Annotated in this window: 17 protein-coding genes; 13 read left to right on the plus strand and 4 right to left on the minus strand. The window is 36.2% G+C overall.

Going from position 1 to position 24,583, the window contains the following annotated elements:
- Positions 1–23: 23 nt before the first annotated feature.
- Positions 24–1,778, minus strand: a complete 1,755-nt coding sequence (gene aspS, locus BBH99_RS15845) for an aspartate--tRNA ligase (protein ID WP_066697862.1) — start codon at positions 1,776–1,778, stop codon at positions 24–26.
- A 184-nt stretch (positions 1,779–1,962) separates the two neighbouring features.
- Here aspS and BBH99_RS15850 point away from each other — a divergent pair, with 184 nt between their 5' ends.
- A complete protein-coding gene (locus tag BBH99_RS15850; RefSeq protein ID WP_066697863.1) occupies positions 1,963–3,357 on the plus strand; it encodes an MATE family efflux transporter in 1,395 nt (464 codons plus the stop codon).
- 144 nt (positions 3,358–3,501) lie between these two features.
- Positions 3,502–3,621 (plus strand): 30S ribosomal protein THX, encoded by a 120-nt coding sequence (locus BBH99_RS15855; protein ID WP_066697865.1) that lies wholly within the window; start codon positions 3,502–3,504, stop codon positions 3,619–3,621.
- Between the two features lie 60 nt (positions 3,622–3,681).
- Here BBH99_RS15855 and BBH99_RS15860 read toward each other — a convergent pair whose 3' ends face one another.
- The 3 genes from BBH99_RS15860 to BBH99_RS15870 form a co-directional block, all read right to left on the minus strand.
- Positions 3,682–4,335 carry a DUF937 domain-containing protein gene (locus BBH99_RS15860; RefSeq protein WP_066697867.1) on the minus strand — a complete coding sequence of 218 codons (654 nt, stop codon included), beginning with the start codon at positions 4,333–4,335 and terminating at the stop codon, positions 3,682–3,684.
- A gap of 82 nt (positions 4,336–4,417) precedes the next feature.
- Positions 4,418–5,674, minus strand: a complete 1,257-nt coding sequence (locus BBH99_RS15865) for a protein O-mannosyl-transferase family (RefSeq protein WP_066697869.1) — start codon at positions 5,672–5,674, stop codon at positions 4,418–4,420.
- 2 nt (positions 5,675–5,676) lie between these two features.
- The gene (locus BBH99_RS15870; protein ID WP_066697870.1) at positions 5,677–6,186 is read right to left on the minus strand and encodes a DUF2480 family protein; all 510 of its coding nucleotides are present in this window, start codon (positions 6,184–6,186) and stop codon (positions 5,677–5,679) included.
- 146 nt (positions 6,187–6,332) lie between these two features.
- Between BBH99_RS15870 and lpxB the strand changes: the two genes are divergently transcribed.
- The 11 genes from lpxB to BBH99_RS15925 all read left to right on the plus strand — a co-directional run bounded on the left by lpxB (position 6,333) and on the right by BBH99_RS15925 (position 24,397).
- Positions 6,333–7,436, plus strand: a complete 1,104-nt coding sequence (gene lpxB, locus BBH99_RS15875; protein WP_066697871.1) for a lipid-A-disaccharide synthase — start codon at positions 6,333–6,335, stop codon at positions 7,434–7,436.
- A gap of 33 nt (positions 7,437–7,469) precedes the next feature.
- Positions 7,470–8,561, plus strand: coding sequence for a glycoside hydrolase family 99 protein (locus BBH99_RS15880; protein ID WP_066697872.1), 1,092 nt, complete (start codon positions 7,470–7,472; stop codon positions 8,559–8,561).
- Between the two features lie 165 nt (positions 8,562–8,726).
- The gene (locus BBH99_RS15885) at positions 8,727–10,481 is read left to right on the plus strand and encodes a ComEC/Rec2 family competence protein (RefSeq protein WP_228390824.1); all 1,755 of its coding nucleotides are present in this window, start codon (positions 8,727–8,729) and stop codon (positions 10,479–10,481) included.
- 146 nt (positions 10,482–10,627) lie between these two features.
- Positions 10,628–11,290 carry a succinate dehydrogenase cytochrome b subunit gene (locus BBH99_RS15890; protein WP_066697874.1) on the plus strand — a complete coding sequence of 221 codons (663 nt, stop codon included), beginning with the start codon at positions 10,628–10,630 and terminating at the stop codon, positions 11,288–11,290.
- A 15-nt stretch (positions 11,291–11,305) separates the two neighbouring features.
- Positions 11,306–13,318 (plus strand): fumarate reductase/succinate dehydrogenase flavoprotein subunit, encoded by a 2,013-nt coding sequence (locus tag BBH99_RS15895; RefSeq protein WP_066697876.1) that lies wholly within the window; start codon positions 11,306–11,308, stop codon positions 13,316–13,318.
- A 24-nt stretch (positions 13,319–13,342) separates the two neighbouring features.
- Positions 13,343–14,110 (plus strand): succinate dehydrogenase/fumarate reductase iron-sulfur subunit, encoded by a 768-nt coding sequence (locus tag BBH99_RS15900; protein ID WP_066697878.1) that lies wholly within the window; start codon positions 13,343–13,345, stop codon positions 14,108–14,110.
- A 310-nt stretch (positions 14,111–14,420) separates the two neighbouring features.
- On the plus strand, positions 14,421–15,950 hold the full coding sequence (locus BBH99_RS15905; protein ID WP_066697880.1) for a TlpA family protein disulfide reductase: 1,530 nt from the start codon (positions 14,421–14,423) through the stop codon (positions 15,948–15,950).
- Between the two features lie 108 nt (positions 15,951–16,058).
- Positions 16,059–17,471: a 23S rRNA (uracil(1939)-C(5))-methyltransferase RlmD gene (rlmD, locus tag BBH99_RS15910; protein WP_066697882.1), complete on the plus strand. Its 1,413-nt coding sequence runs from the start codon at positions 16,059–16,061 to the stop codon at positions 17,469–17,471.
- 53 nt (positions 17,472–17,524) lie between these two features.
- A complete protein-coding gene (locus tag BBH99_RS15915) occupies positions 17,525–17,977 on the plus strand; it encodes a DUF6452 family protein (protein WP_228390825.1) in 453 nt (150 codons plus the stop codon).
- On the plus strand, positions 17,943–18,608 hold the full coding sequence (locus BBH99_RS15920) for a DUF6048 family protein (protein ID WP_066697886.1): 666 nt from the start codon (positions 17,943–17,945) through the stop codon (positions 18,606–18,608). The genes BBH99_RS15915 and BBH99_RS15920 overlap by 35 nt, the downstream gene beginning before the upstream one ends.
- Positions 18,609–19,255: 647 nt before the next feature.
- Complete coding sequence (locus BBH99_RS15925) at positions 19,256–24,397, plus strand: fibronectin type III domain-containing protein (RefSeq protein WP_083188854.1); 5,142 nt, start codon at positions 19,256–19,258, stop codon at positions 24,395–24,397.
- Positions 24,398–24,583: the final 186 nt, after the last annotated feature.

Consider the following 24,583-nt stretch of genomic DNA (forward strand, 5'->3'; position numbering starts at 1 on the left):
CGGGGCAAATACCCCGCTTAAATTTATGCTTTTAAATCTAATTTTAATTCTAGTTCATCGAGCTGTGCATCAGCAATGGATGCAGGTGCATCAATCATGACATCACGTCCGGAATTATTCTTAGGGAATGCAATATAATCTCTGATGACTTCGTTTCCATCCAGGATTGCTACCAAACGGTCAAATCCGAATGCTAAACCACCATGTGGCGGTGCTCCGTACTTAAATGCGTTCATTAAGAATCCGAACTGAGCTTCTGCTTCTTCTTTTGAGAATCCTAACAGGTCAAACATTTTAGATTGAAGGTCCTTGTCAAAAATTCTGATAGATCCTCCTCCAATTTCATTTCCGTTAAGTACCATGTCGTAAGCGTTAGCTCTTGCTTTACCCGGATCAGTTTCCAGTAAATGAATATCTTCAGGTTTTGGAGAGGTGAAAGGGTGGTGCATGGCGTGGTATCTTTCAGTATCTTCATCCCATTCCAATAGAGGGAAGTCAACAACCCAAAGCGGTGCAAATACATTTCCTTTTCTTAATCCTAAACGGTTACCAAGCTCCATTCTCAAGGCAGAAAGCTGAGCTCTTACTTTATTTTCATTTCCGGAAAGAATCAACATTAAGTCTCCTTCTTTAGCTCCGAATTTTTCAATGATCTTCGCTAAATCTTCTTCGTTATAGAATTTGTTTACAGATGAGGTTTTCACTCCATCATTCTGGAATTTAACCCAAACCATTCCTGAAGCTCCGATCTGTGGACGTTTTACCCAATCCACAAGCTCATCAATCTGCTTTCTTGTATAGTCTGCACATCCTTCTACATTGATTCCGACAACAAGTTCTGCTTCATCAAATATTTTAAAGTCTTTTCCTTTTACAAGCTCGTTAAGTTCTACGAATTCCATTCCGAAACGGATGTCCGGTTTGTCATTTCCGTACTTTCTCATTGCATCAGCAAAAGTCATTCTTGGGAAATCTCCGAATTCCTGACCTGTAATATCTTTTAAAAGAGTTTTAGTCATTCCTTCAAAAACGTTCATTACGTCTTCCTGCTCTACAAACGCCATTTCACAATCGATTTGTGTAAATTCGGGCTGTCTGTCGGCTCTTAAATCCTCATCACGGAAACATTTTACAATCTGGAAATATTTATCCATTCCACCTACCATCAAAAGCTGTTTGAAAGTCTGTGGAGACTGTGGCAATGCATAAAATTGTCCAGGGTTCATTCTGCTTGGAACAACAAAGTCTCTGGCTCCCTCGGGAGTAGATTTAATCAAAACAGGAGTTTCCACTTCAATGAAACCTTCATCAGATAAATAATTTCTTACTTTCTGAGCCATTTTATGACGGAAGATCAATTTATCTTTTACCGGATTTCTTCTGATATCCAGATAACGGTATTTCATTCTTAATTCCTCTCCACCGTCGGTTTCATCTTCAATTGTGAAAGGAGGAAGTTGAGAATCGTTCAGGATTGTTAGCTTTTCAACTAAAATTTCAATTTCTCCTGTAGGGATATTAGGATTCTTACTTACTCTTTCAATAACTTTTCCGGTAGCCTGGATAACAAATTCACGGCCTAATTTTTTAGCTTCTTCCATCAGCTGGGCAGAAGAACGTTCCTGATCAAAAACCAGCTGGGTAATTCCGTAACGATCTCGAAGATCTACCCAAATCATAAATCCTTTATCACGGATAGTCTGTACCCATCCAGATAGTGTAACTTCTTCATTCAGATTTTTCAGAGATAGCTCTCCATTGGTGTGTGATCGAAACATAATTATTTGTTTAAAGTTCAATGTTTAAGGCTCAGTCCTGAACCTTGATTTTTTCGTTGGCAAAGATAAGATTTTTGCAGGTTTTATAAATAAAAAAACTTCTGATTAATTTTATTGTCAATTGCTAAGACTTACTACAAACCAGATTTGTACTTTTGAGGATATATAAATTATAACCATAACAATGACTAAATATATTGACTTTTTAAAAAAAGCTTTCAGTGGAGAAGAAACTGATTTTACGAAGGTAAACATTAGAAGTGCAGTTTTACTTCTTGCAATCCCTATGATGCTGGAAATGGCTATGGAATCAGTATTTGCACTGGTTGACCTGTATTTTGTAGGGCATCTGAAGGAGAGCGGTTTCGCTATTCAGACTGTTGGGCTTACAGAGTCTGTACTTTCCGTAATGTATTCTATTGCCATTGGGATGAGTATGGCAGCAACAGCGATGGTAGCGAGAAGAATAGGTGAAAAAAATCCGGAACAGGCTTCCCGAAGTGCAGCACAGGTCTTATTGGTTTCATTTGGAATAACACTTATTTTAAGTGTTTTAGGAGTTGTGTATGCCGAAGAAATTCTGATTCTGATGGGATCAAGACCGGAAGCTGCTGCTTATGGGAAAAACTTTACAAGAATTATGATGGGAAGCAGCACGGTAATTATGCTTCTATTCCTTATTAATGGAATCTTTAGAGGAGCTGGAAATGCTATGATTGCTATGAAGAGCTTATGGATTGCAAATATTGCAAATATTATTCTCTGTCCTCTGCTGATTAAAGGCCTAGGGCCTGTTCCTGCAATGGGGCTTACAGGAGCGGCTTTGGCAACTACTATTGGAAGAAGCATCGGGGTAATTTACCAGTTGTATCATCTTTTAGTGGCAGATACACAGATCAGAATTAAATTATCTTATTTTAAGCCCGATTCTGAATTAATTAAATCTATTATCAAAATAGCCACTCCCGGAATTTTCCAGTTTGTGATTGCTTCATGCAGCTGGATCTTCCTTGCGGAGCTGGTGGCGACTACGGGTGGTGAGAATGCATCAGCCGGGTATCAGACCGCTTTAAGATTAATGATGTTTTTTATGCTTCCGGCTTGGGGGCTTAGCAATGCAGCATCCACTTTGGTGGGACAGAATATGGGAGCTCATGAAATGTTGAGAGCTGAACAGTCTGTAATGAAAACAGTAAAATACAATGTGATTTTTATGGTGATTGTAAGTTTGATCTTTGTCCTTTTCGGTAATTTCTTAGTGAGTTTCTTTACTCAGGAAGCAGAGATCAAGGATTTTGCTAAAAACGCACTTCACATTATGAGTATTGGCTTTGTTTTCTATGGTATAGGAATGGTAATGATTAATGCATTCAATGGAGCTGGTGATACGTGGACGCCAACCTGGATTAATCTTTTTGGGTTCTGGTTATTCCAGATTCCTTTAGCCTATATTCTTTCCAAACATATGGAATTAGGACCGAAAGGAGTATTTATTTCAATTCCTGCAGCAGAAACTTTAATAACCATTGTTGCTTTTATTCTGTTTAGAAAAGGAAAATGGAAAACAGTTAAGGTATAAGAAAAGGAAACAGTGATTTAATTAGGTCAATAAACCTTTTGCAGACTCTATCTTCTTGCTTTTTATAAAACTTTAATTAGGTTAAGTGTTTGTATTTTAGTGATGTATTTCTTAAATTCGTAATGACAACAAATATTTATTACTATGGGAAAAGGAGACAAAAAATCAAGAAGAGGTAAGATCAATTCCGGAAGTTACGGAAAAAGAAGGCCCAGAAAGGCGTCAAAATCTTTTGTAGCAGCCGCAGAAAAATCTAAAAAGTAAGAACAATAAAAAAGACCGGAGAAATTTTCTCCGGTCTTTTACTATGACAAATTAAATTAATTATTTTCCGAAAATATTTCCCAGGATACTTCCTAAACCGCCTCCTTGTTGCTGTTGGTTTCCGCCGCCGCCAAGTACACTTCCTAGGATATCGTTCAAAGGATTTCCTGATGACTGAGCCTGTCCGCCACCCAGAACACTTCCAAGAATGTCATTTAACGGACTGGATTGTTGGGATTGTGCCTGATTGGAAGCATTTCCTAAGATTCCTCCTAAAAGGTCTCCCAGACCTCCCGCTCCAACATTACTTTGCTGTTTTTGCTGGCCAATGTATCCCATAACAACTGGTGCTAACATGGCAAGAATTGGTCCTATTTTATCAATTGAAATTCCTGTATTTTGAGATAATTGGTTTTCTACGGTACTCTTTTGTCCGCCAAAAATATGGTCAAGAATAGAACCACCTTCAGCCTGTCTGGCTTCAATTTGTGAAGGATCGTTTAAGATACTTCCATTGTGATCCTTGTCTAAAGCATTGTTAAGTGCTTCAGCTTCTTTTGCATCCTGAGATTTATTTCTAAGATAAGAAATGATAAGAGGAGTAGCTACTGCCAATAAAGCAATCACCTGGTTTCTATTGATTCCGAATTTATTTTCAGCCTGTTCAGCAACCTGGTTGCTTGTGTTTCCTGTAAGGAGATCTATTAAGCTCATTTTTTGTGTTTATTAAAGTATTAATTGGCTCAAAGTTATCAAAAAATATGCCCCACAAAATAGTTCTTATTCATAATTATTGTTAAAGTTTTCTGATTTCATCATCCGTGTATCCTTTACTTTTTAATATCTGGATGTACTCTTTAGCACTTTCCGTCATCCAATCAATCGGTTCAGGGGCAATTTTATGATCAACAGTAAATTCCAGAATTCCCACATTATCATTCATCCATGGAAGTAGATAGTAGTTCATTCCACCCTTATATTTTTTAAAATTATCTGCTTCTTTACCTTTTTCTGTGAGTAAAACAGTATGATACGCAAAAATGTAGCCTAAAGGAATAAGCAGGCAAACCCATGAAAATTTTTTAAATGAAGCATATTTTACAGAAGAAAGCCCATATCCGATTGAGAGTGCAAAAATGATGTTAAAAGGAAGGAAAAATACATAATTATCAGGAACAAGGTAGAATGTGGAAAACCCATAAACCATTAATGCTGCTATAAAAAAAACAGTAAACATCTTTCGGTTGGTCTTATACAACAAACTTATTCCTGCTATTCCGAAGAATATAAAAATATTAAAGTTGTAGATGAGGTATATGAATGATTGGAAAAAATCTTTTATCAGTTGCAGCGGAGGTTGTTTTAATGAATCTTTAACCCAGCTCTGACCAGAGGAATAGAAGGCATTGAATGGTAATCCCTGAGACATATTAAGGATAGGTAGAGATGAAAAAAGTAATATAAAAAGAATAAACGAAGGGTAAACATATTGTTTTTCCATTCTGAAATAAAACAGGAAAAGAAAAAGCGCCGGAATTAACAGAATATTCTCAATATGTACCCATAGAGCAATTCCTAAAAATAAACTACTGAGTATAATATAAAAATTTTTCTTTTCAATAAATGTATTTACTATTGAAAAGAAAAAAAGGCTTATCCATAAACAGTTATAGGTATATACTTCTACAATTTCCGCGTTCCTCCAGAAAGAGAAGCTAAAGCCAAATACGAATGCCGTAGTAATAGCCGTCCACTGTGTTTTCGTGATGGCATTTACAATTAAATATATAAGGGCAACTGTTGCAGCACCGGAAGCCACTACAAGGAATCGGCTAGCCTCAATGGCATGAAGACCAGTCAGGTCTTTAATGAAAATTCCTGTATTGATATACAAAAAGTGAGAGAGTGGTGTAGCTACCGTTTCATACTCACCTTTTTCTATAGATAGAACAAAACCTATACAATCCGCAAAAGGTATTTTTGTAAAACTCCCTAAATAATAAATAGCTGAAAAAATAAAGAAGAGCATTATTGCGGATAGATACTTCTTCATTCCTAGTTCTTTACAATAGGAACATTAGAGCATGCTTCTCCAAACATCAGAGACTTTACAATAGGTTTTAACTGTTCTACCAGCTCTATATAAGCATTTTCAGGCATTTCCTTATCTGAACATCCTTTTACCAGAACTCTTTTCCCCCTCATATCTCCAAAATCATACGTCTGGATAGCGTTATGCATCAGAATAACCTCCAGATCCTCACGATTCCCAAACACAATCTTTTTGGCTACATCAGTAAGTTTGGCTGTTAATACAAAATAAGCCCAAAGCGGAATAATCGTATCCACAGAATTGTATATATAGATATAAGAATCTCTATATTGTTCAACATCAATGGCCTCCACTTTTTCACGGAAATCTTTTTCCTTCAGAATCATTTCCTGAAAAAGAAAATCCTTAAGGTCTATACCTTTTCTCTCTCCCTTTGGAAGTAAAGTGGTGAGGTCAAAATTAACAAGGCCGCTTTCAGCAACTTTATTTCGGATTTCAAATTCTTCTGACATTTTTATCATTATCTTTGAACAAATTTACGAATTAAGATCAATATACATTTTAATTTGTTCTCTATCCTTACTATAGAGATAGCCCATGATCCAAAAAGGACAGGCTATTTCTTACAGTTTTTAAACAAATAAAGATTTCGGAAGAAATGAAATATTATATTATTGCAGGAGAAGCTTCCGGTGATCTTCATGGAAGCAATTTGATGAAAGCTCTTAAACAAAAGGATCCTAATGCAGAATTCAGATTTTGGGGCGGTGACCTGATGAAAGCCCAGGGTGGGACATTGGTAAAACATTACCGTGATCTTGCATTCATGGGATTCCTTGAAGTAGTCATGAATCTGAGAACAATTTTAAATAATATTAAATTCTGTAAAGAAGATATTCAGAATAACAGACCTGATGTTTTAATTTTGGTGGATTACCCTGGCTTTAATTTAAGAATTGCCAGATTTGCCAAAGAATTGGGCATTAAGGTTATCTATTATATTTCACCACAGCTTTGGGCCTGGAAAGAAGGCAGGGTAGAGATTATCAAAAAATATGTAGATGAAATGATGGTCATCCTTCCGTTCGAGGAAGATTTTTACAGAAAACATGGTGTTCATTCACATTTTGTTGGCCATCCTTTGCTGGATGCAATTTCAGATTTAAAAGAAATCAGTATTGATGAATTTAAAAAAGAAAATGGACTGAATGAAAAAGAAATCATTGCGCTTTTACCAGGCTCAAGAAAACAAGAAGTGGAGAAGATGCTGGAGATTATGCTTTCCGTAAGGCCATACTTTAAAAATTATCAGTTTGTGATTGCCGGAGCACCAAGTCTTCCTAAGGAATTTTATCAAAAATATGTGGATGATAATGTACATTTTGTTTCAAACAAAACGTATGATCTGCTGAGATGTTCCAAAGCAGCTCTGGTAACTTCCGGAACCGCTACCTTAGAAACCGCTCTGCTGAATATTCCTGAAGTGGTTTGTTACCGTGGAAGCGCCGTTTCTTATGCGATAGCGAAAAGACTGGTGAAAAATATCAATTACATCTCTTTGGTGAATCTCATTATGGATAGGGAAGTCGTGAGAGAGCTTATCCAGAACGATCTGAATACTAGGAATCTGGTTGATGAGCTTAATAAAATTTTAGAAGGAGAAAAAAGAGATCAGGTCCTGGATGACTACATTCTTTTGAGAGAAAAGCTTGGGGGTAAAGGGGCCAGTGATCATGCCGCTGAGGTGATCTTAAAAGTCTAAGTTAAAGCCCGGAAATATAACTTCTCTATTACCATGAAACATATAAAGAATCTTTTATTATTAATTGCCTGTACAATTTTTTCAATAAGTTTTGCCCAAAAAGAAGTACCATCGAGAGATAAAATTCAGATATTCTATTATGGCTGGTACGGTAACCAAAAAACTGACGGTAGCCTTCAGCATTGGAATCATGAAATTATCCCGCATTGGAGTAATCCTAAATGGAATAATCTAGGACATTACAAAGGCGGTGATGATATTGGAGCCAATTTTTATCCGGAACTGGGAAATTACAGCTCCAATGATAAAACGATCATAGAGAAACATATGAAGATGATCAAAGATTCAGGCGTTGGTGTTGTGGTTGTAAGCTGGTTGGGGAAAGATTCATTTACTGATAAAAGTTTAATAAAGTATCTTGATATTGCAGACCGCTTCAACCTGAAAGTCGCTTTTCATATAGAACCGTTTTACAAATCCGTTACAGAACTCAGAGATCAGCTTTCGTACCTTGTTAAAACATATGCTCAACATCCTGCTTTTTACAAAAAGGACAAAAAACCTTTGTTTTACGTCTATGATAGTTATAAAATAGCTCCGGAAGAGTGGTCAAAGCTACTTTCCGAAAACGGTGAAAAGACAGTGCGTAATACAGAATTAGATGCCTTGTACATTGGTTTATGGGTTGAAGAAAAGGATTCTGTGTTTTTCAATACTGCTGGATTTGATGGCTTTTACACTTACTTTGCCAGTGAAGGGTTTGTTTTTGGAAGTACAACTTCCCATTGGAAATATATGGCCCGGTATGCAAAAGATCACCATCTTATTTTTATCCCATGTGTGGGGCCTGGCTATTCTGATACCAGAATCAGACCTTGGAATGAAGCTAATTTCAAAAACAGGGAAAATGGTAAATATTATGAAAGAATGTTTGATGCAGCCACTAAAGTCAATCCTGAATTTATTGGAATTACATCATTTAATGAATGGCATGAAGGAACTCAGATAGAGCCTGCAATTCCTAAAAAAGTAGGTGATTTTATCTACGAAGACTATGGGAAAGATCCATGGATGTATATCAAAGAAACAAAACGTTTAACAGATAAATTCTTGAAGAGAAAATAAACCCTTTTTCGTAAAAACTTAATTTCATAGCAAAAAAATAAGCGCCCTGTTAATCTTTTTAAAGATAGCAGGGTGTTTTATTTAGTAATTGCAGTGATAACAAATTAAGTATTCAATTTCTTACATTGGTAATATAATTAATTGGAATTGAATAAAGAACCTCTGTTGATATTAGTAATATGTTTTATCCTTGGAATTTTTTTTCAGGACCAGTTTTTATTGGGAAAAGAATGGGTTATTAGCTGTGCCGTATTAATTATAGCAATTTTAGTTTCTCTTTTCCTTACTACTTATTTTCTCCATAAAATCAAGATGATTTTGCTTGGCTTACTGTTCTTTGGAATAGGAATAATTCTTCATTTTTATAATTCTTTGCCTCAAAAGATGATAATACCTGTGAATAAGAATGAAACGATTATTTTTAAGATTTCCCAGAAATTAAATTCAACAGAAAAATATAAAAAATATGAAGGAATAGGGCAGCTTGATAAAAACCATTTCAATTCTGTTTTTTATATTCCGAAAAATGCTGAAGACTTAGATTTTAAGCACTATTATAAAACTAAAGCCTATATCACTCAGCCCAGACAGCCTCAATATGATTTTCAGTTCAATTATGCACAATACCTGAAACGAAGAGGTATCTATTATCAAACTTATATTTCGGAAAAAATTTCCTCTGCAGAAAGAAATGATCTGGGTTTTACAGAGCAGATCAGGCAATACAGGCTCAATGTTCTTAAGAAAATAGACAAAACGGAAATGAATGTAAGTACAAAAGAATTTTTGAAAGGAATTATCCTGGCAGACCGCACAGAGATGGATGCGGTTACCGTAAAAGATTTCAACAGATCCGGGTTGGTTCACTTATTAGCGATTTCCGGTACTCATATCGTGATTATTTTTGGGCTTTTTTATTTTTTAATGATTCACAGTATTCCTTTACAGTTCAGAAAATATGCTGTTATTTTAAGTTTGGTTTTTATTTGGCTGTTTGCTTTATTCATTGGTTTTGGAAATTCGGTGCTGAGGTCATGCATCATGTTGAGTGTGTACTTTATATTTATTCTATTACAAAGAAAGCCGGATTTACTGCACTCACTGGCGCTGTCAGCATTTATTATTCTGATTATCGATACCCAGCAGCTTTTTGATGTGGGATTTCAGCTTAGCTTTCTGGCGGTTTTAGGAATCTTTTGGTTAAATCAGCCACTTTTGAAATACTTTCCAAGAGCTGATAATTATTTTAAAAAATTAATCTTTAGTACCATTACAATATCTTTGTCTGCACAGTTGGCAACACTTCCGCTGGTTCTGTATTACTTTCACCAGTTTTCATGGGTTTCAATTGTGGCCAATTTCATCATTGTTCCGTTTTCTGAGGTGATTATTGTTTTTTCATTTCTGATGGTACTTCTTATTACCTTTGGCTTTGATTTAAGCTTTGTTGATAAGGTGTATGATATTGTTACACAATTGCTTCTTAAGGTTATTCATTGGTTTGCAGGAGCGGATGTGGTATTTATTGAAAGTATTCCTATGAATCTGATTGAAGTTTTATCTGTATCAATAGCAATATATATGTTGAGAGCATTGATTTTAAAAATAAACTTTAAAAATTCAATGAATTTCACAATTGCTGTTTTGGCTTTTTTAATAGTAAGAATTGGGTGTAATATTATTGTAAATCAAAAAGAAGAGGTGCTTGTTCACTCTTTGAGTAAAAGTAAAATACTTTCAATAAAAAAGGGAAATAAAGTCTGTTTTTGGATTCCGGATAGCGTAGTACGTGAGAAGGTTTTACAATTTATTATCGAACCTTATTGTTCTTCCAGAAGAATAGATCATTTTGAAATAAAACAGATTCCTTTTTCAACTAAAAAAATAGTTTTTGAAGATCAGATTTATGAGATGAAATAGGGATTTTTGATTTTTCCATTTTCCTTTATTTATAACATATTAAGCTCTTATTTAGAAAGATTACAAACTGTCTAATTGTGAGATTTCTCACTTTTCGATATTGTTAACATTTCTTAATTTTGTGGGAAATTCAAATTTAAACTTATATGGCAGGTTTAACGAGTTCTACGATAGGTAGAAAATACGCTATGGCATTATCAGCTATGTTTTTGCTGATTTTTCTTATACTGCATTTGACAACCAATTTGTTATCAGTTCTAAACAGAGATGCTTTCAATACAGCATCTGAGTTTATGGGCTATAATCCTTTTGTGCAGTTCTTAATGCAGCCTATTCTTGGTTTTGCAGTAATTTTCCATTTTATAATGGGATTTGTATTGGAGATCAAGAATAATAAAGCGCGTCCAGTAAAGTATGCATCTAACAATGCTGCTGTAAATTCTACATGGATGTCCAGAAATATGATTATTTCTGGGGCAGTTGTGTTGGCTTTCTTGGCGCTTCACTTATATGATTTCTGGTTACATGAAATGAACTATAAGTATTTAGAGGGAATAGCTCCTGATTCAGAACGTTTCTGGCCAGAGCTTCATGAGAAGTTTGCTGACCTTTGGAGAGTCGCTTTATATGTGATTTCTTTTGTACTATTGGGCTTACACTTAGCTCACGGATTTCAGTCTTCATTCCAGTCTATCGGAGCAAGACATCCAAAATATACGCCAGTGATTAAGGCTTTCGGAACTTGGTATTCTATCCTTATTCCAGCAGGATTTATCATCGTGGCAGTTTTTCATTTTATAACTCAATAATATCAATATACTAGTATGAGTAAATTAGATTCAAGAATTCCAGCGGGTCCTCTTAAAGACAAGTGGAAAAATCATAAAGATCATATGAACCTTGTTGCACCAAACAACAGAGATAAGATTGATATTATTGTTGTAGGTACAGGTTTGGCAGGAGGTTCTGCTGCAGCTACTCTAGCTGAGCAAGGATACAACGTAAAAGCATTCTGCTACCAGGATTCTCCAAGAAGAGCGCACTCTATTGCAGCTCAGGGAGGAATTAACGCAGCTAAGAATTACCAGGGTGATGGTGACTCTACTTACAGATTGTTCTACGATACCATCAAAGGTGGTGACTACAGAGCAAGAGAGGCTAACGTTTACAGATTAGCTGAAGTTTCTGCTAATATTATTGACCAGTGTGTAGCACAAGGTGTTCCTTTCGGAAGAGAATACGGAGGTCAGCTAGATAACCGTTCATTTGGTGGGGTTCAGGTAAAAAGAACCTTCTATGCAAAAGGACAAACAGGGCAACAGTTATTATTAGGTGCATATTCTGCAATGAGCCGTCAGATTGGTAAAGGTAGAATCAAAATGTACAACCGTCATGAAATGATGGATCTTGTAATTGTTGACGGAAAAGCAAGAGGAATTATCGCAAGAAACCTTGTAACAGGTGAAATCGAAAGACATTCTGCACACGCAGTGGTAATTGCATCAGGAGGATACGGAAACGTATATTTCCTTTCTACGAATGCGATGGGATCAAACGTTTCTGCAGCTTGGAAAATCCACAAAAAAGGGGCTTACTTTGCAAATCCTTGTTATGTACAGATTCACCCAACTTGTATTCCGGTTCACGGAACTCAGCAGTCTAAATTAACTTTGATGTCTGAATCATTAAGAAACTCCGGAAGAATCTGGGTTCCTAAAAAGATTGAAGATTCAGTAGCCATCAGAGAAGGTAAATTAAGACCTGAAAACATTAAAGAAGAAGATAGAGATTATTATTTAGAAAGAAGATACCCTGCATTCGGTAACCTTGTACCAAGAGACGTTGCTTCAAGAGCCGCTAAAGAAAGATGTGATGCAGGATTCGGAATCGAAAATAACGATACTAAGGAAGGAGTATACCTTGATTTCTCTACAGAGATCATGAAAAAAGGTAAAGAAGCTGCTATTGAAAAGCATATCCACAATCCTACAGATCAACAGATTTATGATCTTGGTAAAAAATGGGTTGAGGAAAAATATGGTAACTTATTCGTAATGTACGAAAAAATTACAGCTGATGATCCTTACAAAACTCCAATGAAGATTTATCCTGCAGTTCACTATACAATGGGTGGTGTATGGGTTGATTATAATCTTCAGTCTACAATCCCGGGATGTTTCGTAATTGGAGAAGCTAACTTCTCAGATCACGGAGCAAACAGACTTGGAGCATCTGCGTTGATGCAAGGTCTTGCGGACGGATACTTCGTACTTCCTTACACGATTGCAGATTATCTTTCTGCAGACATCAGAACAGGAGCAATTCCTACCAATTCAGGAGCGTTTGACGAAGCTGAAAAAGGAATTAAAGATAAAGTTGATTTCTTTATCAATAATAAAGGAACTCACTCAGTAGACTACTTCCACAAGAAATTAGGACACATTATGTGGAATAAAGTAGGAATGGGAAGAACTCCTGAAGGATTGAAAGAAGCAATCAAAGAAATTGAAGAAGTAAGAAACGACTTCTGGAAGAACGTAAAAGTTCCTGGTGAAGGAGAAGGAATGAACACTGAGCTTGAAAAAGCATTCAGAGTAGCAGACTTCCTTGAACTAGGACAATTAATGGCTATCGATGCGCTAAACAGAGAAGAGTCTTGTGGTGGTCACTTCCGTTGGGATCACGCAACTCCGGATGGGGAAGCGGAAAGAGACGACGTAAACTTCAAATACGTTGGAGCTTGGGAATATCAGGGACCAGATATCAACGCGGAAGTGTTACATAAAGAAGAACTGATTTACGAGAACATCGAGGTTAAAACTAGAAGTTACAAATAATCTCCAACCTATAAATATAACATTATGAGTGCAAAAAAAGGCTTACATCTTACGCTGAAAATTTGGAGACAAAAAAATAATAAATCTAAAGGTCAGTTTGAGACCTACAAAATATCAGATGTATCTACAGATTCTTCATTTTTGGAGATGCTGGATATCCTGAACGAAAATTTAATTAACGAAGGTAAAGAACCTATCGCTTTCGATCACGACTGTCGTGAAGGGATCTGCGGAATGTGTTCTCTTTACATCAATGGTAGAGCTCATGGTCCTGATACGGGTATTACTACTTGTCAGCTTCACATGAGAATGTTCAAAGATGGAGAAACGATCGTTATTGAACCTTGGAGAAGTGCCGCTTTCCCTGTTATCAAAGACTTAATGGTAGACAGAAGCGCATTCGACAGAGTAATGGCAGCAGGTGGTTTCATTTCTGTAAACACTTCCGGTAATACATTGGATGCTAACGCAATTCCTGTTCCTAAAGAGGATGCAGACAGAGCGATGGATGCTGCTGCTTGTATCGGATGTGGAGCTTGTGTAGCTACATGTAAAAACGGATCTGCAATGCTGTTCGTGGGAGCAAAAGTTTCTCAGTATGCATTACTTCCTCAAGGTAGAGTAGAAGCGAAGAGAAGAGTTCTGAACATGGTGAAGGCTATGGACGAAGAAGGATTCGGAAACTGTTCAAACACCGGTGCTTGTGAAGTTGAGTGCCCTAAAGGTATTTCTCTTGAGAATATCGCAAGAATGAACAGAGAATATATGTCTGCTCTTGTAGATCAAGGATAGAATTGATTCAAAATACTTAAAAATCGCTCTCGTTCCGGGGGCGATTTTTTTTATACAAACCTTTTAGCTGTTAAAGTTTGTTAACTTATCGGTAGACTGTAGGTTTACTTTGATGAATAAGTATATATTTGGAGAGCAGTTGTATGATATAAACCTATAGCATTCTTCTGTTTTTTACCATTAAAAAATGGATAAAGAAAGCAATTGAAATATCCTCTTTTATTGATGGTAATAAAATTTTTAAAAAAAATTATCCGTGTGAATTAACATGCCCTAAAAAGCGTATTTTTGTGTAATATTAAAAATTGAAATGAAAAAATATCTTTTATTGTTTATCATCGCGATTTTCGTGATGTCTTGTTCAAAAAAAGTAGAAGTAAAAGGAAAAATTACAGGTAGCTCACCATTAGAAAGAATCGAATTTGTAGAAGCTTCCGGAGTTGGAACATTACCTTTAATTAACATCGGTCTTGATAAAGATGGTAACTTTTCAGGAAGCTTTGAAGCTCCTAAAGACGGAATGTATGTTATAAATTATGCTAACAAGCAAAACCTGATCTACCTTGAAGGAGGACAAAAAGTAAATATCTCTGGAAATGCAATGACATTCCCGAATGAATATGTAATTACAGGAGATGCTAAAAAGAATAACGATTTCCTTGCTGCAACCCAAAAGTTTTTAGGAGAATATGGTAATAAAATAGACCTAAGACAGCTAATGGCAGGAGATGAAGCTGCATTTGTTAAAGGAATGCAGAAAGTAGAAGCAGACATTAATAAGAATGTTGATGATCTTGCTGCTAAAAACAATCCTAGCAAAGCACTTTTAGAATGGAAGAAAAACGATGTTAAGGTAACTATCCTTAACCTTCTTGCCAATTATGAAATGTCTCACGGTGCAATGGCAGGAAACCCTTCTTATAAAGCTTCCAAGGCTTTAAAAGATTATGAAGCTAAACTGGATAACGATAAAGAGGCAATGGTAAAAACCATTCCGCTTTACAGACAGTATCTTCTTGTAAAAATGACTCCTGATTTCCAGAAATATGCAGAAGCGAACAGTAAAAATAAAACTGGAATTACCACTTCAGAAATGTTTGCTAAATATTTAAGCACTAAAAAAGATATCTCACAAACTGCAAAAGACTATCTTTTGGCATTTGTTATGGCTCAGGCGGATATTCACCCAACTTCTCCAACAGCTAATATTGACAAGATCAAAAAATTGATTGATACTGATATTAAAGATGCTACCATTAAAAGTGACCTGTTAAAAATGCAGATGGCAATTACAGGTCTTAAAATAGGAGAAGTAGCTCCTGAAGCTGCTTTAGTGAAGCAGGATGGAAAAGCATACAAGCTTTCTGAAAACAAAGGAAAACCTTATATGTTATTTTTCTACGCTTCATGGAATCCTTATATCGGCGAAGCTACTGTACCGGTTTTAAAAGAAGTTGTTAACTTCTACAAATCTAAAATGAACTTTGTTTTTGTAAACGTAGATGATACAAAAGATCAGTTTATCAAAACAAGCAATTCATTATTAAAAGGTGTTCAGGGAGTAAATGTATATGGAGAAAAAGGAATGGAATCTGATATTGCTAAAAAATATGGTGTATACGGATTTAAATTACCTTGCTTTGTAATCATTGACAAAGATGGTAAAATTGCCAGCAGATCATTTGTAAACCTTGGTGAGCAGGAATTGGTAACCATTTTGGATAAACTTACAGGACTTTCAGCTCCAAAAGTAGATCCGAATGCACAGATGCAGCCACAATTGCAGATTGATCCTACTGCACCTCAGCCGGCAAATCCTCAGCCAGCACCTACAAAATAATAAAGTTTAATATAGATCAGAACCTTATCTTCGGATAAGGTTTTTTTTATTGTATTTTTGCAAGGTGAAACTTTAAAAGTTTCGATTAGGAAAATAGAAAATTTTAGAATGAGCAGAAAGAATAAGAAAAATTTAGTTCTTGAAAATATAAAGTTGTTAACTGCCGGAGCAAAAGGAGTGGCAATTGGGAAAACAGAAGATGGTAAAACAGTATTGGTTTCGGGGGCGATTCCTGGAGATATTGTGAATGTAAGAGTGAAAAAAGCCAAATCCAAATATTATGAGGGCGAGGCAGTAGACGTTTTGGAAAAGTCTCCCTTCAGAACGGAGCCAAGATGTGTTCACTTTGGAACTTGTGGTGGATGTAAATGGCAAAATATGAGCTATGAAAAGCAGCTTGATTTCAAACAGGAAGAAGTGTATAACAATATCAAAAGAATTGGAGGTATTGAAGATTTTGAAACTATGCCTATCCTGGGTTCGGAAGCACAGTATTTTTATAGAAATAAAATGGAGTTTTCTTTCTCCAATGCAAGATGGCTTACTCAATATGAGATCAGTTCTGAAGAGAACTTCGGAAGTAAAGACGCGCTAGGATTCCATATTCCGGGAATGTGGAGTAAGATCTTAGACCTTAAAGAATGTTTCCTGCAAGAAGACCCTTCAAACGCGATCAGACTGGCAGTGAAAGAATATGCTGTTGAAAACGGTTTGGATTTCTTTGATGTTAAAAATCATGAAGGTTTTCTGAGAACCTTAATGATGAGACAAAACTCTAAAGGAGAATGGATGGTATTATTCCAGCTGTTCAGAGAAGAAAAAGAAAATAGAGAGAAGCTTTTTGCGTTCATATTAGAAAAGTTTCCACAAATTAAAACATTGGTGTATGCTATTAATCCGAAAGCCAATGATTCTATCTATGATCTGGATATCAATGTGTATTTTGGTGAAGGGTATTTAATGGAGGAAATGGACGGGCTGAAGTTTAAAATCGGGCCTAAATCATTCTTCCAGACCAACTACAAACAAGCTTTGGAATTATATAGAAAAACACTGGAATTTGCAGACCTGAAAGGGGATGAAGTAGTGTATGACTTATATACCGGAACAGGAACAATTGCTCAATATGTGGCAAGAAATGCAAAACAGGTAATTGGAATAGAGTCTGTTCAGGAAGCTATTGATGCAGCAATTGAACATGCTGAACTTAATGGTCTTACCAATACAACTTTCTATTGTGGAGATATGAAGAATGTCTTTAATGATGAATTTATGGAAAACCATCCAAAAGCAGACGTACTGATTACCGATCCGCCAAGAGATGGGATGCATCAGAAAGTTGTTGAGCAGATATTGAAATTAGCTCCGGAAAAAGTAGTGTATGTAAGCTGTAACTCAGCAACACAGGCCAGAGATCTTGCGTTGATGAAAGAGCAGTATACTGTAGAGAAAATATTACCGGTAGATATGTTCCCACAAACTCATCACGTTGAAAATATTGCTTTACTGATTAAAAAATAATTTAATTAAATTTGAGTTTAAATCTTATTATGAAGTATTTTAAATTTCTCATAATGCTCTGCTTGGTGGGAATGTTCTATTCCTGCGGAAGTGATGATGATATCTGTGAAAGCGGAGAAGGAACTCCAAGAATGAAAGTTGCCTTCAAATCAGCAGAATCCGGTAAAGAAAGAGCGCTTGATTCATTATCTGTAGCTGTAGATTATGGTTCTGGAAAAGTAGATTTGGGATGGCAGAAAAATATAGACTCAAGACTTATTCCTTTAAGAGTAGATGACTCGCCTTATACAGAAATTTATTTTAAAACCTCTACTAAAAGCAAGGAATCAAAAGTAAGAGTTAAATATACTACCAAGGCAACCTATGTATCTCCCGGATGTGGTGCTAAAAAAACATATGAGAATGTAAGCTCAGAATTAATAACTGCTGATCCCGTTAAAAGCGTGGAAAACGGACAAAATCAAATATTGAATGAAGACAAGACTAATCTTTACCTTGTTTTGTAGCCTCTTTGGAGTGCTGATTGGAGCTCAGGAGGGAAAAAAAGAAGAAGAAAAAAAGACACATTGGAAATATCAACCGAATTTTATGGTGGGGTTTGATGCTTTGAATGCCGGAGTTGGATTTTTTTCAGACAGAAAGCTATATCAGGGATTTGTTTCCTCAAAAATTAATGAAAATGTTCATGCCATTGCTGAAGCCGGTTTTGAAAAAAATATATATCAGAAAAACGGTTATGATGCTAAAGCAAATGGACCGTTTATTAAACTTGGTGCATTTTATATGTTGGCTAAGGACAGAGAAAATGAATTCAATGGATTTTATGCAGGTGGAAAAATAGCCGGATCATTTTATAACCAGGAATATATGGCCATCCCTGTCAGGGGATATGGAGGAAGCAATTCTTCAGTAGCTTTTCCTGCCTCATCACAGTCTTCTTTCTGGCTGGAGGGTACTTTGGGAGGAAGAGTACAGTTATTCGATTCAAATTTCTATATAGATGTAAATTTACAGCCTCGTTATTTAGCATATACTTCCAAACAGGATGATATTTCTCCAATGATAATTCCTGGATTCGGAAAAAGCTCTTCAAAATTCAATATGGGATTTGCATGGAATATTGCTTATAAATTTTAGCAGGTATTTATTAAAAAATTCGTTTTATCATATCAATAAGCCTTGGGAAACTTCCCAAGGCTTATTTGTTTTATAGGTTCATCATTAAAGAAATAATAGCATTTATAAGGGGTTATTCACGAGAAATATAAAGAGAAAGTGGTTTCAGAACGGACCTTAAATTCTAAAATACAATCGTAAATATTATAAGGATTCATCGTGAAAAATATTTATTATAGATGATGTCCTAGATTACATCATAAAAAAAATGATATTGATAATAATAATATAAATGCTTCCTAAACGTTAAAAGTAAAAGAGAGTATTGTTGTAAAATATAATAATATTTCATGAAATGAAATATTCATTAAAAATTAATAATATAGCTAAAATGTGGTGGATTTATATTATTTTGTTTGGTTTTTTATTTTCAATCATATAGAGTAATATTGTTTTGTATTTTCAAAAAAAACATTTTAATGAATATATTATAATGAAAAAATGATTAGATTTGTGTAAATATTAAAATATTAGCTTATGGAATAAAATTATTTTTTTTACTACAGATCTTCTGTAAAGTGTGAGGTTTCAGAATTATGAACTGGCCTCATGAAATTGGAAATACTATAATTCTTAATTATCGTTATCATTATTAAATTTTAAAAAATATGAGTGGACTTTTACTCTGTAAAATGAGCCGGCCTTTTAAGGTGCTCATTGCATTGCTCTGTATGGTCATAGGATTGTCCATACAGGCACAAACCATTACAATTGGTACCGGAACGTCAACCCAGAAGTATCCTTTAGGGGCTAGCTGGGGGTTTGAGCGATCTGCGTCTATTTACACGGCCGCTGAAATTGGAACCGCTGGAAGTATTTTGTCCCTTGGATGGAATTCTACCGGAACTTCAAATATTGGTATGCCGGTGAAAATTTATATAAAACCAGTAGGAACTACAACAACCCTTACAGCACAAAGCTGGAATACTCTAACTACTGGAGCTACTTTATTATATAGTGGATCAGTAGGACTTATTCCACCAGGATGGTATACTATTCCTTTACAGTTGCCTTATACTTATAATGGAATAGATAACCTAATGGTTCTTGTTGAGACTAATTATGGTGGTTCCGGATCATTTGCTACAGGAGCGAAACTTACTTATTCTAATGTTCCATCCGGACATATGTATATTGAGAAGGATAGTACGCCTCCTACCACCCAAACAGGAACAGTTACGGCTAACAGACCTAATATCCAGATGACTTTTGGTACACCTCCGGCATGTCTGCCTATGCCTCCTGGAGGAACTTTAAGTACAGGAACCGTTAATGCAACAGATGCCCAAATTAACTGGACTGCGTATGTACCGGCTCCTGCACAAGGTTATGATATATTTTATAACACAACGAATGTCCCGCCAGTAGCAGGATCTGTACCTAATTTAACAGTTCCGCCAGGAGCTCCTACAGCTAATATTGGCCCTTTAACCCCATCAACAACATATTATGTTTGGGTAAGAGCCAGATGTAGTGCAACTGAGCAAAGTACATGGTCTACATCATTAGCCTTTGCTACGCCAGCAACATGTCCGGCGATGCCTACTTCCGGAACAATTACAACGGGAACAATCACACCTACAACTGCAGTGATTAACTGGACTTCATTTGGTTATACGCCAGCAGAAGGATATGATATCTATTATAATACAACAGGGGCGGCTCCAAATGGAACTACATTACCAATGAAAAATGTGCCATCTGGAACATCAACAACAATAAGCCCTTTACTTCCAGATACCACTTACTATGTATGGGTAAGAGCGAGATGTAGTGCTACAGATCAAAGTACATGGAATATTTATCCAAAATCATTCGTAACACCACCTACATGTGTGCCGGTTCCGTCAGGTGGAGGCTCATTAACAGTAGGAGCAATGACATCTAACAGTGCTAGTGTTAGCTGGCAACCGTCACCTTCTGCACCAGCAGGTGGATATGAAATTTATTTCAGCACTTCCAGTACTCCACCAACAGCTACTACCACAGGATTTGTTGTGTCAGGAACAACGGGTAATTTATCCCCATTAGTACCAGGAACTACCTATTACTGGTGGGTAAGAGCAATTTGTACCCCTACAGATAAAAGTGCATGGGTTGAAGGACCTCAATTTCAACTAGGACAAATAGGATTTGGAACTAGTACAAGTACCGAAATGCCTGTAAATTCAAACTGGGGATACAATTATTCTCAGCAAATTTATAAAGCTTCGGAAGTATCAGCAGCTGTAGGGACAGCTAAATTTATTACTGAACTTCAATTCTATGTAGAAAAACCTGCTCCTGATCAGACTAAATACAATGAATGGGTGGTTTACATGGGGAATACAACACAGAATAATTTTACATCCACTTCAAACTGGGTACCATTCTCTTCATTGAAACAGGTTTGGTCAGGGACTTTACCAACAATGACAGCTGGAACTTGGGTTACTATACCATTGACAAGTCCTTTACTTTGGGATGGAACAAGTAATATTGTGGTTGGTGTAGATGAAAATGTACCAGGCTATTCATCAACTCCATATGCTACTTGGAAAGCTTTTGCCGGAGGAACTCCTGAAAGAGGATTACAGTATAGAAGTGATGGTACTAATCCTGATCCTGCTTCTCCACCATCAGGTACAAGACAGGCAAACATTCCTCAGATTATTCTTAAAGCTATAGAATTGGTAGCTTGTACAACAGCACCTCCTACTAATATTAAAGTAAACAGTATTACAGCGAGTACGGCTATTGTTTCTTGGACACCTGCAATAGGAGCAACTTATAAATTACAATATAGACCATCTTCGGGAGGACCATGGAAAGTAATTGATATTACAACTCCATTAACAAGCAGCTGGCCATTGTATAATTTAACGGATGCAACTCAGTATGATGTTCAGATTGCAACAATTTGTAGTGGAACTCAGGGAGCATTTTCTCCTAGTACTCAGTTCACGACATTACCTCTTACTTATTGTGCTAATGTACCTCCTGCAGGTACTCCAAGTGGGTATATTGGTAAAGTAGTTGTTACGCCTACAAATGGCCCGTTAATGGTAAGCAATTCAGGGTATGATGGATATAAAGATTACTCTGCCGATCCTACAAGATTAGTTACATTGGTTAGAGGTACAACAGGTAATAAAATCAGTATTACTAAGTTCTGGCCTGGAAGTTCATCCAGCTATGGAGTAGGAGTATGGATTGACCTGAATAGAAATGGTATTTTTGAGGCAAGTGAAAGAGTAGTTAATGCTACCAGCAGTACTACAAACCCTGTAGGAACTGCAGCAGCCGGATTTACAATAGCACTCCCTCCTGATATTGCTACTTATGATGGTACTCTTCTTACCCGTATGCGTGTAGTAATGATGGATGGTACTGTTTCTTCTCCATGTTCATCATTTGGAACATATAATGAAGGAGAAGTAGAAGATTATGCAGTAAGATTAATTGATCAGCCAGCATGTACAACGAATCCTCCAACAAACATTACTGTTTCAAACATTACCGATATAAGTGCAACATTCTCATGGTTGGCGGCTACTGGTGCTACCTATCAGTTGAGATATAGAGAAGTTGGGACTGCTACTTGGACAACAATTAATACTATACCTGCACCAGGGAACGTTTATACTGTTCCTGCTACGTCTCCTTTAAAAGAGCAAACAAAATATGAAGTACAGGTATCAACGAAATGTACTACTACTTTCGGAGCTTGGTCAACTTCAGTGCTGTTTACAACATTACCATTACAGTATTGCCCTGTAACAGGTAGTGGAGATAATGACCACATTTCAAATGTTACGGTTATTTCTTCTAACGCAGGAGTGCCGCCTATGAGCAACACTACTGTTCAGAACTCTTATACTAGCTATACAACACCAGCTACCCTTATTACTTTAGATGCAGGATCTAGTGACAATAAAATTGTTGTTGCAAAAGGATGGACCGGATCAACAGGTAATGATGCTGTAGCAGTTTGGATTGACTTTGACAGAAACGGACAGTTTGATGCTACTGAAAGAATTCTTGGTTCTGCAGCCAGTACTACTACACCGGTTACTGCTCTGTTTAGTGTTCCTAGTACAGCTTATGTAGGACCATATACAACTACAATGAGAGTTGTATTGAAACGTTCATCAGGTACAACTATTCCTACGGCATGTGCCAATGCTATTGATGGAGAAGTTGAAGATTACGCTGTAAGAATCAGACCATGTAGTAATGTAGCTCCAAATGCACCTACCTTTAATACAATAACACATACAACAGCTGTTGTTAATTTGACTGGTGGCGCTAATACAGTAACCTATCTTGTACGTTACAGAGTAGCAGGTACTAGTACATGGACGCAAATATATGCTTCTGCAGTATTAGGAAACGTTCCGCTTACTCTTACAGGATTAAGCCCGGCAACAACTTATGAAGTTGAGGTAGCTGCGGTTTGTGGAGGTACAACAGGTACGGCTACAGCAATTAAAACATTTACAACGAGATGTGATCCTACGCCTCCAACAATTACAATAAGTAATATTACTGCTACAAGTGCATTGATTACTTGGAACCCGGTAGTAAATAGTGCAACTTATAAAATGAGATGGAGAAAAGTTGGTGCCACAACTTGGGAACCGGAGATTCCTCTTACTACTCCTAATACATATACATTGAATAATTTGGATTCATTTGTAACTTATGAGGTTCAGATTGCTAATCAATGTGCTGGAGAAACAACTTGGAATAATTATTCAAATTCTAAAGTATTTACAACGGTAAGAATATGTGAAATTGCCCCTCCGGGATTAACAATTACTCAGTTATTGCCTACATCTGCAGAGGTTACATGGGATCCATATCCAGGTGCAACATATCTTCTTAGATACAGAAAAGTAGGTATTCCAAGCTGGACTGAAGTTCCTATAGCGGTTAATACTATTATCCTGAATGGACTTGTAGAAATGACGAAGTATGAAATGCAGGTAGTCAATATCTGTAGCGGAAAACCAGGAAACTTTACTCCGCCTTACTACTTTACAACACCTACAGTAATTTACTGTAAGATGAAATCAGAAAATTCAGCGAGTGAGTATATTTCTAAAGTTTCGGTTATTCCTAATGGAAAACCAAAAATGGAAAATGAGTCAAAAGGATCAAGTTATACCGATTATACAGGAGTTCCTAAAACATTTATAGAGCTAATCCAGGGATCTACAGATAACGAGATTATCATCGAGAAGAAATGGTTAGGAAAAACTTATAACGAAGGAATTGCAGTTTGGATCGATTTCGATAGAAACGGGGAGTTTGATATTTATGAGAAAATATTTACTTCAGCTCCAAATACTACAACTCCGGTATCAGGCAAATTTAATGTGCCGGCAGATGCTTTTGTAAGTACAACAGATTACAAATATGTTGTAATGAGAGTGGCCATGGAAAGAGATGGTGTTCCTGTGAACTGTGTTAATGTTAAGAATGGAGAAGTTGAGGACTATACGGTAAGAATTTCTAAACCGGGAGTTCCTAATCCAATTAACCAGACAGATATCCTGATCTATCCTAACCCAGTAAGCTCAGTATTGTATGTGAAAAATATCAGCAAAAAAGCTAAATATAAAATTTACAATGCTGCAGGGCAAATCATAGTAGAAGGTATTTTATTAAATAACGAAATTAATGTAACCAAACTGATTAATGGAGTTTATGTAATAGATATTGACGACAATGGTAATACTGCTCAAAAGAAATTTATCAAAGAATAAATAATCTAAATTTTAAATAGAATAAGCCTTCAGAAATGAAGGCTTATTTTTTTGTTCAAATTTTGTTAAGTGTTAGCAGAATAAATCAACAAATGTTGAAATTTTAATTAAAATAAGCGTTAATTGTTTAATTTTTTCAATTAGTATGATGTTTTATTAGTGATTTGATATCTAATAGGTACTAGT

Source organism: Chryseobacterium contaminans, assembly GCF_001684955.1.
GTDB lineage: Bacteria > Bacteroidota > Bacteroidia > Flavobacteriales > Weeksellaceae > Chryseobacterium > Chryseobacterium contaminans.